The sequence below is a fragment of the Rhizobium sp. AAP116 genome, assembly GCF_001295785.1.
GTDB lineage: Bacteria > Pseudomonadota > Alphaproteobacteria > Rhizobiales > Rhizobiaceae > Allorhizobium.
In genome coordinates this window covers 422,121-436,692 of sequence record NZ_LJIB01000002.1, presented here as the reverse complement: position 1 = coordinate 436,692, position 14,572 = coordinate 422,121, and the positions used below count along the sequence as shown (strand labels likewise).

Here is a 14,572-nt window from a genome sequence, read left to right as displayed (position 1 = left end):
GGGGGGGGGGGGAGGCGAAGCCTCTAGCCTCTCGTGGGGCCTCCTGGCCTTCGGCCCCCCTCATCGCCTCGCTATGCTCGGCACTTCTCCCCGCTGGGGAGAAGAGGCCGCCTGTCGGCGGCACACCTCACATACCTCTGGAGTCCCCATGACCGCAGCCGTCTCCTTCTCGAAGGTCTCGCGCCATTTCGGCAGCGTGAAAGCCGTCGATGCCGTCGACCTGACCGTCGAGCCAGGCGAATTCTTCGCCATGCTCGGCCCTTCAGGTTCCGGCAAGACGACCTGCCTGCGCCTGATTGCCGGCTTCGAACAGCCGACCGCAGGCCATATCGAGATCTTCGGCGAAACCGCCGAGGGCGTGCCGCCCTATCGGCGCAACGTCAACACGGTCTTCCAGGACTATGCCCTCTTCCCCCACCTCAACATCCTCGACAACGTCGCCTATGGCCTGATGGTCAAGGGCGTCGCCAAAGCCGAGCGCCACCGCGAGGCAGAGAAAGCCTTGGAGATGGTAAAGCTCCCCGGCTACGGCGCCCGCAAGCCCGGCCAACTCTCCGGCGGCCAGCGGCAGCGCGTGGCGCTGGCCCGTGCGCTGGTCAACAAACCCAAGGTCCTCCTTCTCGACGAGCCGCTCGGCGCACTGGATCTCAAGCTACGCGAGCAGATGCAGGAAGAGCTGAAGAGCCTGCAGCGCTCGCTCGGCATCACCTTCGTCTTCGTCACCCATGACCAGGGCGAAGCACTCTCGATGGCCGACCGGGTCGCCGTCTTCAATGACGGCAAGATCGTCCAGGCCGGCACCCCGTACGAGATCTACAACCGCCCCCGCACCCGCTTCGTTGCCGATTTCGTCGGCTCTTCGAATGTGATTGCGCCCGAAGCGATGAAGGCGCTGGGCGGCGAGGCCTGCTGGACAAGCCTGCGCCCCGAAGCCATCCGCATCGTCTCGGAAGGCGGCATCGAGGCGACGGTGCGCTCGACCAGCTTCCTCGGCGCCTCGACCAAGCTCTTCGTCGAAACGGCAGTGGCCGCACTCACCATCTCGCTACCCGCCGGCCAAGCCGCGCCTCAAACAGGCGAAAGCATCCGCATCGTCTGGTCGCCTGCCGACCCACATTACATGGAGGCCGGCGCATGACGGCGATCTCCACATCTGCCATCACCCCTGGCCGTCAGGGCCTGATGGGGCGGCTCTCGGATCTGTTCTGGCGGAGGCCCAACCTGCTGCTGGTTCTGATGCTGGTGCCGCCCCTGCTCTGGCTCGGCATCATCTATGTCGGCTCGCTCTTTGCGCTGCTCCTGCAGAGCTTCTTCTCGATCGATGAATTCTCCGGCCTGATCAATTACGAATTCACGCTGGCGACCTATGGCGAACTGCTGCGCCCGGCCAATTTCGACATCATCCTGCGCACGCTGCTGATGTCGGCCGCTGTTACGCTCGCTTCCGCCGTCATCGCCTTCCCGATCGCCTATTACGCCGCACGTTATGCCAAAGGCCGCTGGAAGGCCGTCTTCTATCTCGGCATCATGCTACCGCTCTGGTCGAGCTATCTCGTCAAGGTCTATGCCTGGAAGCTGATCCTCGCCAAGGAAGGCATCCTCACCTGGATCTTCGCCAAGCTGCATCTGACCTGGCTACTCGATGGACTGCTCGCCATCCCCGTCATCGGCGGCAATTCGCTCTCCATCAGCTATCTCGGTACCTTCATCGTCTTCGTCTATGTCTGGCTGCCCTTCATGATCCTGCCGACCCAGGCGGCCCTTGAACGTGTGCCCGGCAACCTGATCGAAGCCTCGGGCGATCTCGGCGCCGATAGCCGCCAGACCTTCCGCCATGTGCTCTTTCCGCTGGCGCTGCCCGGCATTGTCGCCGGCTCGATCTTCACCTTCTCGCTGACCATGGGCGATTACATCATCCCGCAGATCGTCGGCACCTCGCGCCTCTTCATTGGCCAGGCCGTCTATGCCCAGCAGGGCACCGCCGGCAACATTCCGCTTGCCGCCGCCTTCTCGGTGGTGCCGATCGTCATCATGGGCATTTACTTGACCATCGCCAAACGCATGGGGGCCTTCGATGCGCTCTGACCGCTCTCAGTCCGCAGGCCTGTCGCTCAAGATCGCCGCCGGCGCCGGCCTCGCCTTCCTGCACCTGCCGATCCTCTTGATCTTCGTCTATGCCTTCACGACGGAGGAAAAGAGCTTCCAGTGGCCGCCACCGGGCTTCACCACCAAATGGTTTGCCGTCGCCTGGAACCGCCCGGATATCTGGGAAGCGCTTACGCTCTCGGTCAAGGTCGCGAGCATCGCAACCGTCATTGCCATGGTACTCGGCACGCTCGCCGCCGCAGCCGTCGCGCGGACGAAATTCTTCGGTCGAGAAGTGATCTCGCTGCTCGTCATCCTGCCGATCGCACTACCCGGCATCATCACCGGCATTGCGCTCCGCTCGGCCTTCTCGCTGGCGGACATCCCTTTCACCTTCTGGACGATCATTCTCGGCCACGCCACCTTCTGCGTCGTCGTTGTCTACAACAACGCCGTCGCCCGCTTCCGCCGCACCTCCGGCTCGCTGATCGAGGCCTCGATGGATCTTGGTGCCGATGGTTTCCAAACCTTCCGCCATGTGATCCTGCCGAACATCGCAACGGCGCTTCTGGCCGGTGGCATGCTTGCCTTTGCGCTCTCCTTCGACGAGGTCATCGTCACCACGTTTACCGCCGGCCAGCAGTCGACCCTGCCGATCTGGATGCTGGAAGAACTGATCCGCCCACGCCAGCGCCCGGTGACCAATGTGGTCGCGATGATCGTCGTGATCGTCACTTTCCTGCCGATCCTGGCAGCCTATTATCTGACCCGCGATACCGACCAGATCGCAGGCAGCGGCAAATGATGAACCACCTAAGCCGTGCGGCCTTGGCCGCCGGTCTCGCAATTGAAGTCTGATAAAAGGGAGAACGACATGGACACCCAGATGCTGATCGGCGCCAAGTTCGAAGCCGGCACAGAGACGGACGAGAAGATCCTGAACCCCAAGACCGGCGAATTGATCGTCGATCTCCCGGAAGCCTCGCTCGCCCAAGTCGAGGCGGCCGTCGACGCTGCCGAAGGCGCCTTCGTTTCCTGGTCGCAGACGACGCCCGGCCAGCGCGCCGGCTACCTGCTGGCGATCGCCGACGCGATCGAAAAAGACGCAGCCGCCTTCGCAGCGTTGGAAAGCCTCAACTGCGGCAAGCCGATCAACGCCGTTCTGAACGATGAGATCCCGGCGATCGTCGATTGCTACCGCTTCTTTGCCGGTGCAATCCGCACGCTGCAGGCCCCGGTCTCCGGCGAATACCTGCCAGGCTTCACCTCGATGATCCGCCGCGATGCCGTGGGCGTCATCGGCTCGATTGCGCCCTGGAATTACCCGCTGATGATGATGGCCTGGAAGCTCGCACCGGCGCTGGCCGGCGGCAACACCATCGTCTTCAAGCCCTCCGAGCAGACGCCGCTGACGGCGCTCAAGCTCGCCAAGGTCATGGCCGACATCCTGCCCGAAGGCGTGGTCAATGTCATTGTCGGCCGCGGCGAGAGCGTCGGCAACGCTCTGATCAACAATCCAAAAATCCAGATGCTGTCGATCACCGGCGATATCGCCACCGGCAAGAAGATCATGACGGCAGCCGCCAAGACGGTAAAGCGCACGCATTTGGAACTCGGCGGCAAGGCCCCGGTCATCATCCATGACGATGCCGATATCGAGGCCGCCGTCTCCGCCATCCGCACCTTCGGCTACTACAATGCCGGCCAGGACTGCACCGCCGCCTGCCGCATCTATGCCGCCGACAAGATCTACGACCGCTTCGTTGCCGATCTCGCGAGCGCCGTCTCCACGATCAAGTTCAACCAGGCCGACGATGCTGAAAACGAGATCGGCCCGCTGATCTCAAAGCGCCAGCGCGACCGCGTCGAAAGCTTCGTCACCCGCGCCGCCGAACACAAGCACATGGAAGTCGTGACAGGCGGCAAGCTGGGCTCGGACAAGGGCTTCTTCTACACGCCAACAGTCATTGCCGGCGCGACGCAAGACGACGAAATCGTCCGCCGCGAAGTCTTCGGTCCGGTCGTCTCCGTCACCCGCTTCACCGAAGCCGAACAGGCCGTCGCCTGGGCAAACGACAGCGACTACGGCCTTGCCTCCTCCGTCTGGACCAAGGACATCTCTCGCGCCATGCAGACTGCCGCCAAGCTGCGTTACGGCTGCACCTGGATCAACACCCACTTCATGCTCTGCAACGAAATGCCCCATGGCGGCATGAAGCAGTCGGGTTATGGCAAGGACATGTCGGTCTATGCGCTGGAAGACTACACGACCGTCCGCCATGTGATGATTGCGCATTGAGCTTTGCAGGGGCCTGCGGGCGATAAGGGGAAGGGGTCATCTCGGTGGCCCCTTCCCTTTTGGCTGTTGGCATTTACCCTGACACAGCAAAGCGGTAGCGGCATCACGCCGCCGCCGGTATGGTGCTGAGCACTTCAGGGAGCCCCGCATGCACCACCGCGCCACGATGATGATCCTGACTGCTTTCGCCTGGATGGTAGGTGCCAACTTGGTCGCGCATGCTCAGGAACCGCAAGTCATCCCCGCTCCAAACCTCGATGGCGGCGGAGCGCTGATGGACACCTATCTCTGGCATGTCCGTGGCCTGCCCCCTGGCCAGCGCCTTGCCGTCTATTCCGGCGCCGGACCGAATTTCCGGGTCATCCACGCGCTCGACGAGGGCCAGCCGATCGAACGCCTCTCTTGCAAGGACAGTCGTGGCGGCTACTGGTGCCGCATAGCCACCGTCGACCGTCCCCGCATTTCAGGCTGGGTCGATGGACGGTTTTTGCTCGAGGAAAGCGGCTTCGCGCCGCAGGACGACGTGCGAAATCCGTCCTTCGAACCGGAGATCATCATCGATCCCTTCCCGAGGCCGAGAAGGCCCTGAGCGACAATTCCTGATCTACTGCCTCAGATCTCCTGATAAGCAGCGATCACCGCCGCCAGCTGGGAGTCGTTCATTGCCTGAACCTGCGGAGCCGTCAAAGCAAGGAGTTGGGCGGTGCTGAGATCATCGATATCATCGGTCGACAGGCCGGAAATTGCCGACGTGCCAATGGCGGCTATGTCTTCCGTGGAGAAGAGCTGCAGGTCTGCACCTTCGAGGGCACGGATCGCGGCCGAACCGAGGGCGCCAACCTGAGCAGGGGTCAGAGCCTCGATCTGTGCCGTGGTCATGGCAACAAGTTGCTCGGTGGACAGCGCACCGATAATCCGCGAGTTCAGCGCGGCGACTTTATCAGTGCCCAATGCGACGATGCTGTTAGTCGACAGGTTGCGGATTTGCGCAGACGTCAGAGCTGAAAACTGGCCGCTCGAGAAGCTGACGATTTGGTCCGACGTGAGGGCCCGGACCTGAGCTGTCGTCAGCGAACTCACCTGCGCCGTGGTCAATCCACCAAGCTGAGCGCTGTCGAGGGCTGCGACGTTCGCCGTCGACAGTCCCGCAATCGCTCGCGAACTGATGGCGGCGATATCGGTCGATTCGAGCACATCAAGGTCTTCTGTCGTGAGGCCGGCGATAGCCCCACTGGAGAGCGATGCCAACAGGGCTGTGGTCAGAGAACCGATCTGCTCGGAGGACAACGCCGTTATCTGCGCGGACTCGAGGCCAGCAAAGGCGCGGGTGTTGATCGCGGCCACCTGGCTTGTGGAGAGCGAGCCGAATGTATCCGTCGTGAGTGCCCGCAGTTGCGTACTGGTCAGAGCACCGATTGCGGCAGCCGTCATACCGTCAAAATGCGCGCTGGTCAGGCCGGCGATCTGCGCCGTGGTCAGCGCTGCGGCCTGCGCGGATGTGAGCCCCGCGAGCTGGGCGGTATCAAGTGTCGTGAAAGATGTTGGTGTGATGGAGGCAATGGTCCGGGTGCTCAGTACAGCGAGTTCCGAAGAGGTTAGCGTATCGAGCTGGGCACTACCGAGCGCCGCGCTGCCGAGCGCTGCCAGCTGCGAGGTCGAAAGGGCCGCAAATTCCGCAGTGGCGACCGCAGCCCAGAGAGTGCTGCCAAGGTCAGCGAGTGCACGCGTGCTTAAGGATTGCATCTGGTCGGTGGACAGAGAACCGAACTGCTCGGGCGTCAGCGACCGAAGCTGGGTGCTGGTGAGGCCGGCGACGGCTTCCGTGGAAAGGGCGTCGATCTGATCGCTGGTCAGGACATCGATTTGCGCCGTTGTCAGGGCAGCAACCTGGACGCCGGTCAGGCTGGAAATCTGGTCAGATGTGAGAGCCGCTATGCCGCTGGTCGAAAGCGCCCCGATAACACGGGAGGGCAGGTCGGCGATCTCGGAAGACGTCAGGGTCCCGACAGCGCCGACCGTCAGGGCGCGGATAGCCGAGGAACTCAGCGCACCCAATTGCGCGGATGTCAGGGCATCGAACGTCGCCGTGCTCAGGGCAGCCACCTGTTGTGACGTCAGAGCTGCGATGCCACGGGTACTAATCGACCTGATCTGCGCCGTGTCGAGCGACGCAAGGGCATCATTCGAAAGCGCCGCGATCTGGCCAGAAGACATGATCGCGATCTGGTCCGTGGTGAAGGAATCCAGCTGACTAGTGCTCAGCGACCCGACAATGGCGGCCGAAAGGGCTGCAATCTGGGCCGAGGTAAGTGCAATGAGCTGGCTTGAGGTCAATGCGGCGAACGCGCTGGTCGTCAGTCCCGCGAGCGAACGGGGCTGCAGGGCGGCAATGTCGACAGACTCGAAGGTCGAGAGGTCATCGGCCCCGAGCGCGGCGACCGAAGTCGAGGACAATGCTGCAATCTGGGCGCTCGACAGGACGGCGATCTGCGCCGAGGTCATGGCGGCAATCTGCGCTGAACTGAGTGCTGCAACGGCGCGCGTGTTCATCGCGGCAATCAGCGTGGTCGAGAGGTTACCAATGACAGCCGTGGAGATGCCAGTGATGGCGGTGGAACTGAGTGCGGCAAACTCGATGGTGGAGAACGTTTCCAGGTCGCCGGACGACAGAGCCGCGACGTCACTCGACGACAGGGCTGCAATCTGTGCGGACGTCAGCGCCTCGATCTGGTCGCTCGTCATCGCATCGAGTTGTGCGCTGGTAAGCGCACCGACGGCGCGGCTGTTCAGTGCTGCCACCTGCTCTGTCGAAAGCGTGGTGATATTGACGCTGCCGAGTGCAACAACCTGAGCGGGGTTAAGCGCCGCGATCTGGCCGGTACTCAAAGCGCCGATCTGATTGCTGTCGAGCGCAGCCACTTGAGCGGTCTTCAGGCTCGCGATCTGACCGGTGGAAAAAGCACTCAGCTGAGCCGATAGCAGGCTTGCGATCTGGACTGCGGACAGCCCCTGCAGCGCACGGGAATTCAGGGCAGCAAATTCGGTCGAGGAAAAGGTCGCGAGATCATCGATACCGAGCCCGGCCACGCCCGCCGAGGACAGGGCGGCAATCTGCAAGGTCGAGAGAGCAGCGACCTGCGCGCTGTCGAGCGCAGCGATCTTGGCTGACCCCAGCATGGCGATCACGCGAGTGGACAGGCCGCTGATCTGCAGTGTGCTGAACGAAAGCAGTGTACCAGAGTTGAGCGCGTTCACTTGAGCGCTCGACAGACCGGAAAGCTGGGCGGGGGTCAGACCATTGACCTGGTCCGAAGTCAGGGATGCGATCTGCGCCGTGGTCAAGGCAGCGATTTTGCCTGAGGCCAGGCTTGTAAGTTGTTCGGAACCGAGTGACGCAAAGACGTCGACCGAAAGGCCAGCCAGGCTTCGCGTCGCGATAGCGGCGACATCATCCGCAGACAGCACATCCATATCATCAGAACCGAGGCCTTTGATCCCGGCGGACGTGAGCGCGGCAAGCTGGCCGGTCGTCAACACCTCGACCTGCTGCGTCGAAAGTGCTGCCACCTGTCCCGACGACAGAGCCGCCACCGCACTGCTCTTCAGGGCGGCAATCTGGTCAGTATCGAAGGAGGCGATTACATCCGTGGTCAGCACCGGAATCTGGCGCGAGGTCAGACCCGAGACCTGCAGCGCGGAGAGACCGTCGATCTGGCCACTGGTCAGGCCAGCAATCACAGTGGTGGACAGAGACGCGATCTGAGCTGTGGTCAGCCCGGAGAGCTGACTGCTTGTGAGCACAGCGAAATTGGCTGAGGACAGACCGGATAGAGCGCGCGTGGACAGAGCAGAAAGCTCTGTGGAGGTAAGGGTCGCGATATCCTCCGTTTCGAGACTGGCAAGCGCCACGCTGGTCAGCGCTGCCAGCTGGGACGTCGACAGGGCATCGAACTGTTCGGGCGAAAGCGCTCTAATCTGGGCGGAAGAAAGCGCACCCAGCTGACGGCTCTGGAGCCCGATGATCTTGGCACTGTCGATGACAGCGAGCTGATCGATGGTCAAGCCGCGCACCGCAGCGACCGAGACCGCACGCAGCTGACTGGATGAAAGCCCGTCAAAATCGTCTGTCTGGAAGGCAGATATCTGCTTCGACGACAATGCGGCGATCTGCGCGGAGCTGAGCGCATTGACGTCTTCGCTGGTAAATGCCGCTATGGCCGAGGTCGCCAGCGTCCTGATCTGACTGATACTCACCGAAGGAATAATCGTAGCCATCAACGCCCGCCCTAATGACTTGTTGTTCAAAAAAACGCAATGCGGCCAAACAAAGGGCTCGTGCCTCCCCTTAGGGTGACTCGATGGCCCCGCGGTTCCTGCGAGGCGCGCGTAGAAGAACGGGCGACATCTGGCAGTACTGTTGCGGACGCAATCTCAGTGAAAACATGGCTCTGCAGAGCCTGGCGTTGGATTGGGCATCATGCAGCAGAGCTGATCTCTGCTTCCCTCGCCATCAAAATGACCCCAGCCGGAAAATCCCGCCCCTCGCCCCGGCGAATCCGATGCGGATTCGGAGGCGCGTCATTCGTGTGATATGGCGCAGAAATTAACCCTTCGTCAATCATTAAGGCAGAATTTTCTGCAGCCCAGAGTCGGATCAAACATGCTTTACCCGCGATTGATGCGATGCTGCCGCAGCAGGCGAACCGCACAACTTTCCCTCATCTTGATCGCGAGGAGACCCGTGCTTCACTCTTCCCCGCGCCACTCTTCCGGCCGGTCCCGCTCGTATCGGTGCGCCACCGGAAATGCCGGCAGCCAGTCCTCATGCCGGATCGTCCAAAGCTCGTAGCTCGGCTGAAACTCATTGATGTCGTCGAACGATCCGAGATTCACTTCCACCTCCTCGCCGCTCTGATTGAAGACCCGCGAGCCGCAGGTCGGAGAAATAGCGGCCGTCATACAGCTGCGCCTCACGGGTGATCGTCACCTGATGATCGCGATAGATAGCTGAAGCGTGGAACGGGGCTCCATGGTATTTGCGGCAGTCGAGACAGTGGCAGATGCCGACGCGACCCGGCTCGCCCTCCGCTTCGAACCGCACTTTGCCGCAGGCGCAACCGCCCGTCATGATCGCCATGGTCTTCCTCCCTGGATGCGTACCAGCAGTCTGCAACACATGAAAAATGGCCGCAGCTTGCGCCACGGCCATTTCCCAACTCCGGAGTATCGGATCGGCTACCTGATCAGGCAGTCAGTGCCTTGGCGATCTGGCCACGCAGCGTATCCATATCCTTGGCAAACCCGCGAATGCCTTCGGCGAGCTTCTCAGTCGCCATCGCATCCTGGTTCATCGCCCAGCGGAAGGCCTTTTCATCGAGTGAAACCAGCGGCTCGGCCTTGACCGTATCCGGCGACAGCGCACGGGCAAGCGCGCCCTGGTCCGCGTTCAGCTCGTCGAGCAACTGCGGGCTGATGGTCAGGCGGTCGCAACCGGCCAGCGCTTCGATTTCGCCGGCATTGCGGAAGGAGGCGCCCATGACGATCGTGCCGATGCCGTTCGCCTTGTAGTAATTATAGATCGAGCGCACCGAGACAACGCCGGGATCTGTCTCGGACGTGTAGTCCTCGCCGGTCGACTTCTTGTACCAGTCAAGGATACGGCCGACGAAAGGCGAGATCAGGAAGACCTTGGCTTCGGCGCAGGCAATCGCCTGGGCCTTGGAGAAGAGCAGCGTCAGATTGCAGTCGATGCCTTCCTTCTGCAGCACTTCGGCAGCGCGAATACCTTCCCAGGTGGAGGCGAGCTTGATCAGGATGCGGTCCTTCTCGATGCCACGCTCCTTGTAGCCGGCGACAATCTGATGCGCCTTGTCGATCGAAGCCTTGGTGTCGAAGGAGAGATCGGCGTCGACTTCGGTCGATACGCGGCCCGGAACCAGTTCGGCCAAGGCAGCACCGACAGAGATCGCCATGCGATCGGCAATCGCGCCGATCACGGCATGATCCTGGCCACCCTTGGCCTTGCCCCAGGTGATGGCTTCCTGAAACGCATCCTGGAACGCGTCGGTGCCGAGCGCCTTCAGAACGATCGACGGATTGGTTGTGCAATCGACAGGCTTCAGACGGCGGACGGCCTCGATGTCACCGGTATCGGCGACGACGGTCGTCATGGAACGAAGCTGTTCGAGTTTCGAGGTCATCGGGTTATCCTTCGGCTGCGCGAAAAGAGTTGGGGACCGGCATTTGCACGCCGGTCTCGTTGCCCGGACTATCGCCATCCGCAGACGGCAAAGTCAAGACATATGTCCTTTGAATTTGACATAAGTACCACAAGAACGGATAGTGCCCGCTGGAAGTTCCCCATTCGAGAGAGATCTTGGCCAAGCTCCGACGCGAGACCCACACCACCCTTTCGGACGCAGCCGCGCTGCGCATCCGTGCCGCCTGGCTCTATTATAACGAGGGTCTGACTCAGAAGGATGTGGCCGACCGTCTCGGCATCAGTCGTTCGACGGTCATCCGCATGCTGGAGGAAGCCCGAAAGCGAGCAGAGGTCCAGATCTGGATCAGCGATGGCGTCGCCGACTGCGTTGATCTCGCCGTGCGGCTGGAAAAGGCCTACGGCCTCGACGAGGCCGTCGTCGTGCCCTCGTCGGACAGCCAGGATGCCACCTCGATCGCCAAAGCCGTCGGTCTCGCCCTCGGCCAGTTCCTGACCGAAGCCATCACCAACGACATGACGATCGGCGTCGGCTGGGGCCGCACCATGACGGCTTCGCTCGCCGGTTTCCGGTCGCCCGGCCGGGAGAACTGTAAGGTCGTCTCGCTGCTCGGCGGGATCGTGGCAGTCCGCCAGACCAACCCGATCGACTATACTTGGCGGCTGGCAAGCCAGCTCGGCGCCGAATGCTACATGTTCCTCGCACCCCTGCTCGTCGATTCGGTTACGACGAAGCGGGCACTGATCGAGGAATGCGGACTGAAGGCGATCTACGACCTCGCCGAGAACCTCGACCTCGCCATCGTCTCCTGCGGCGACATCGGCCCGCATTCCACTTCGCTCTCCGAAGGCTTCATCAGCCATCGGACGCTAACAGAACTGGTCGACGCGGGCTGCGTTTGCGACACCATGTTCAACTTCCTCGACGCCGAAGGAAACTCCGTCGCCCACCCCATCAACGAGCGGGTAATGTCGGTTGATTTGGACACGCTGAAGAAGGCCAAGCACATCGTGCTGTCTTCAGGCGGCGCGCATCGCGCAAAGGCGATCAGAGCGACGATTCGGCGGATCGGGTGTAATACGCTAATTACGGACGAGGCGGCGGCGCGGGAGTTGTTGGGGCTGGGAGGCTAGAGCTGTTCCGGCCAGGCGCGGGTGCCATACTGAACGAAGAGAACTTCGACATGATCGTCCCGCACGCGGTAAGCGACGATGTATCCAAGATCGGCTAGCACCAGTTCGCGCGTGCCTCAATCTCGCCGCGCCGTCCCAGGAAAGCATTTTGCGTCAAAAGGCCCAGCGTCCGCCCGTGAATTGACCGCACAATGCGCGCGGCGGCAGCAGGGTTGCGCTCGCCGAGGTAGTCGCCGATGGCCGCGAGCTCTCGAAGATAACGCCGCGTCCAGACGATACGCATAGCCTTAAGGGGAGCCGTACTTGTTCAGGACGGCCTCGATCTCCGCGTCGCTGGCGAATTCGCCGCGCTCGGCTTCCGCCAGCCCTTCCGTCACACCAGACACCCACTGCTCCTGCCAGGCAAGCGAGCGCCCCTGAGACAGCGCATCCTCTACGATCTGATCGCGGGACAGATTGCTCCGCTCGACCAAACTGTCGATCCGTCGGCTAATGTCTTCAGGGATTTGAACCGTGTTGCGCATGGCTCAGTCTCTCACAGAAGCAGCCATCAGAAAAGCATCGCGCTTCACCCCTTCCCCGCCTCCCAGCCCAGCATCGCCCGCTTGCGCGTCAGCCCCCAGTGATAGCCGGTCAGCGCGCCGCTCTTGCCGAGTGCCCGGTGGCAGGGCACGACAAACGAGATCGGGTTGCGTCCGACGGCAGCCCCCACGGCACGGCTCGCGGTCGGCTGACCGATCTTTTGGGCAATGTCGGAATAGGTGACCGCCTTGCCAAGCGGGATCTGGAGAAGGCTCTCCCAGACGCGGATCTGGAAGTCAGAGCCGATCAGCACGACGCGCAAGGGTTCCTCCGACGACCACCGCTCAGGGTGAAAGACGCGCGCCGCATAGGGTGCGGTCGCATCCACGTCCTCGACATAACGCGCATTCGGCCAGCGCTGCGCCATGTCGTCGAAACAGGCAACCTCGCCGCCCGCATCGGCAAAGGCGAGCCCCGCCAGCCCGCGCTCGGTGATCATGACAAGCGCCAGCCCGAACGGCGAAGGGTGGTAGCCATAACGAATAGTGAGGCCGGCGCCGCGCGCCTTCCATTCCCCGGGGCTCATCGCCTCATGCGTGACGAAGAGATCATGCAGGCGTCCCGGGCCGGAGAGGCCGAGCTCGAAAGATGTCTCGAGCAGCGGCAATTCCTCGCGACCCAGCAGCCGCTTGGCATGATCGAGGGTGACGGCCTGCAGGAAGGCCTTGGGACTAAGGCCCGCCCAGCGGGTGAACGTCTTCTGCAACTGCGTCGGCGACTGGCCCAGCCGCTCGGCGATCACCTCCAGCGATGGTTGGCTCTGGTAGTCGAGCGTCAGCATCTCGATTACCTGCCGCACGGTCTCATAGTCCGAACCTGACGGCGTGATGTCGGTGGAGCCGGAAAGGTTGATTTGTTGCGCAAGCGTCATGGCGAAATCCTCAATCTGAACAGGACTTCACCACGGGCAATCCTTCGACGCCACCCGTTTCTTGCAGTAATGTCTGGCACTCAGATCCGCTGCTTGGCCATCGCGAGTGCCCCCGTGAGGGCCTTGGCGAAACTCTCGCGATCATCGGGGTTGAGGAAGGAGCCGACATCGGTGCCGCGGCCCTCGCCGCTGACCACCATCGATGTGATGCCAAACTCATCATGGCGGTGCACGAAAAACCGCGCCCAAAGCGTCTTGAAGCTGTGCTCGGTCATCCGGCCGGCGGGTGTGAATTTTCGGATAGAGAGGTTGGTCCGAGACACCGTCACCTCTTCTCGCGCACGGGCAGCCCGATAATTCAGCCAGAAGGCACCGTAGAGCAGGAGAAAATCTATGCCGAAGAAGATACCGATCGGCCAGGCACCGGTCGCCATGAAGAAGATAGCATGGACGAGACACACGGTCCCGGTGATGGCAAAGAGGATACGATACCCCTTGCGACCGAGCGACCGGTAGGGTGTCAGTTCAGCTGCGAAAATCGGCTGGTCCGCCGCCTGCTCGAGATTGCCTTCCATCACCACGCCCGACTATAGGTTTTACATGACTGAAGCGAAGCCGAAATCCAGCACCCAAACTTTGAAAAAGTCAAATCCTGCGACCCGACGCAAGCCGGCGACACGCCGTCGCACGGCTTATTCAAAGGCCGAATTGGAAGAGATCTTCCGCCGCTTCTCGATCCAGAGGCCGGAGCCCAAGGGCGAGCTGGAACACGTCAACCCGTTCACGCTTGTCGTTGCCGTGGCGCTCTCCGCCCAGGCAACGGACGCTGGCGTAAATAGGGCGACGCGGGCGCTGTTCAAGGTGGCCGACACACCGGAAAAGATGCTTGATCTCGGCGAGGAAAAGGTCCGCGATTACATCAAGACCATCGGGCTTTACCGCAACAAGGCGAAGAACGTCATCGCGCTCAGCCAAAAGCTGGTCGACGATTTCGGAAGCGTCGTGCCGCGCACCCGCGAGGAACTGGTGACGCTGCCGGGTGTGGGCCGCAAGACCGCAAACGTCGTGATGTCCATGGCCTTCGGCATACCCACAATGGCCGTCGACACGCATATCCTGAGAATTGGCAACCGCATCAAGCTCGCGCCCGGCAAGACGCCTGATGAGATCGAGGAGATCCTGATGCGGATCATCCCCGAAGAATATCTCTTCCACGCCCATCACTGGCTGATCCTGCACGGGCGCTACTGTTGCAAGGCAAGGCGCCCCGAATGCGAGAAATGCGTCATCGCTGACATCTGCAAATCGCCGGAAAAGACCTGCGTTGTACCGGCCCCGCTGGTCGAACTGCCGCCGCAGGAAATCAGCGCCGTCGAATAAG

At 61.9% G+C, this 14,572-nt stretch carries 13 protein-coding genes and 1 pseudogene; 7 read left to right on the top strand and 7 right to left on the bottom strand.

The features are described 5' to 3' along the window. Positions 1-148 precede the first annotated feature (148 nt). The 5 genes from IP85_RS02070 to IP85_RS02050 all read left to right on the top strand — a co-directional run bounded on the left by IP85_RS02070 (position 149) and on the right by IP85_RS02050 (position 4,973). Positions 149-1,138, top strand: a complete 990-nt coding sequence (locus tag IP85_RS02070) for an ABC transporter ATP-binding protein (RefSeq protein WP_054147986.1) — start codon at positions 149-151, stop codon at positions 1,136-1,138. Further along, positions 1,135-2,085 (top strand): ABC transporter permease, encoded by a 951-nt coding sequence (locus IP85_RS02065; protein WP_054147985.1) that lies wholly within the window; start codon positions 1,135-1,137, stop codon positions 2,083-2,085. The genes IP85_RS02070 and IP85_RS02065 overlap by 4 nt, the downstream gene beginning before the upstream one ends. Then, complete coding sequence (locus IP85_RS02060) at positions 2,075-2,890, top strand: ABC transporter permease (RefSeq protein ID WP_054147984.1); 816 nt, start codon at positions 2,075-2,077, stop codon at positions 2,888-2,890. The genes IP85_RS02065 and IP85_RS02060 overlap by 11 nt, the downstream gene beginning before the upstream one ends. A 69-nt stretch (positions 2,891-2,959) precedes the next feature. Next, positions 2,960-4,384, top strand: a complete 1,425-nt coding sequence (locus IP85_RS02055) for a gamma-aminobutyraldehyde dehydrogenase (protein WP_054147983.1) — start codon at positions 2,960-2,962, stop codon at positions 4,382-4,384. Positions 4,385-4,532: 148 nt separating this feature from the next. Further along, positions 4,533-4,973, top strand: coding sequence for an SH3 domain-containing protein (locus IP85_RS02050; RefSeq protein ID WP_054147982.1), 441 nt, complete (start codon positions 4,533-4,535; stop codon positions 4,971-4,973). Between the two features lie 23 nt (positions 4,974-4,996). Here IP85_RS02050 and IP85_RS02045 read toward each other — a convergent pair whose 3' ends face one another. From IP85_RS02045 to tal, 3 genes and pseudogenes are all read right to left on the bottom strand, one after another. Then, positions 4,997-8,659 (bottom strand): hypothetical protein, encoded by a 3,663-nt coding sequence (locus IP85_RS02045; protein WP_054147981.1) that lies wholly within the window; start codon positions 8,657-8,659, stop codon positions 4,997-4,999. Positions 8,660-9,130: 471 nt separating this feature from the next. Next, a pseudogene (locus IP85_RS02040) lies at positions 9,131-9,521 on the bottom strand (GFA family protein). 106 nt (positions 9,522-9,627) lie between these two features. Further along, on the bottom strand, positions 9,628-10,584 hold the full coding sequence (gene tal / locus IP85_RS02035) for a transaldolase (protein ID WP_054147980.1): 957 nt from the start codon (positions 10,582-10,584) through the stop codon (positions 9,628-9,630). Between the two features lie 176 nt (positions 10,585-10,760). Between tal and IP85_RS02030 the strand changes: the two genes are divergently transcribed. Beyond that, complete coding sequence (locus tag IP85_RS02030; protein WP_054147979.1) at positions 10,761-11,738, top strand: sugar-binding transcriptional regulator; 978 nt, start codon at positions 10,761-10,763, stop codon at positions 11,736-11,738. 94 nt (positions 11,739-11,832) lie between these two features. Here IP85_RS02030 and IP85_RS02025 read toward each other — a convergent pair whose 3' ends face one another. The 4 genes from IP85_RS02025 to IP85_RS02010 form a co-directional block, all read right to left on the bottom strand. Next, entirely contained in the window at positions 11,833-12,021 is a 189-nt protein-coding gene (locus IP85_RS02025; RefSeq protein ID WP_245280785.1) for a type II toxin-antitoxin system RelE/ParE family toxin, read from the bottom strand. A 4-nt stretch (positions 12,022-12,025) separates the two neighbouring features. Beyond that, a complete protein-coding gene (locus tag IP85_RS02020) occupies positions 12,026-12,262 on the bottom strand; it encodes a ribbon-helix-helix protein, CopG family (protein WP_054147978.1) in 237 nt (78 codons plus the stop codon). Between the two features lie 44 nt (positions 12,263-12,306). Continuing rightward, positions 12,307-13,191 (bottom strand): bifunctional helix-turn-helix domain-containing protein/methylated-DNA--[protein]-cysteine S-methyltransferase, encoded by an 885-nt coding sequence (locus tag IP85_RS02015; RefSeq protein ID WP_054147977.1) that lies wholly within the window; start codon positions 13,189-13,191, stop codon positions 12,307-12,309. Positions 13,192-13,271: 80 nt separating this feature from the next. Continuing rightward, positions 13,272-13,766 (bottom strand): DUF2244 domain-containing protein, encoded by a 495-nt coding sequence (locus IP85_RS02010; protein ID WP_054147976.1) that lies wholly within the window; start codon positions 13,764-13,766, stop codon positions 13,272-13,274. Between the two features lie 25 nt (positions 13,767-13,791). On the opposite strand from IP85_RS02010, the gene nth reads away from it, so the two are divergent. Then, entirely contained in the window at positions 13,792-14,571 is a 780-nt protein-coding gene (gene nth, locus IP85_RS02005; RefSeq protein WP_054147975.1) for an endonuclease III, read from the top strand. The last annotated feature ends 1 nt before the right edge of the window (position 14,572 follow it).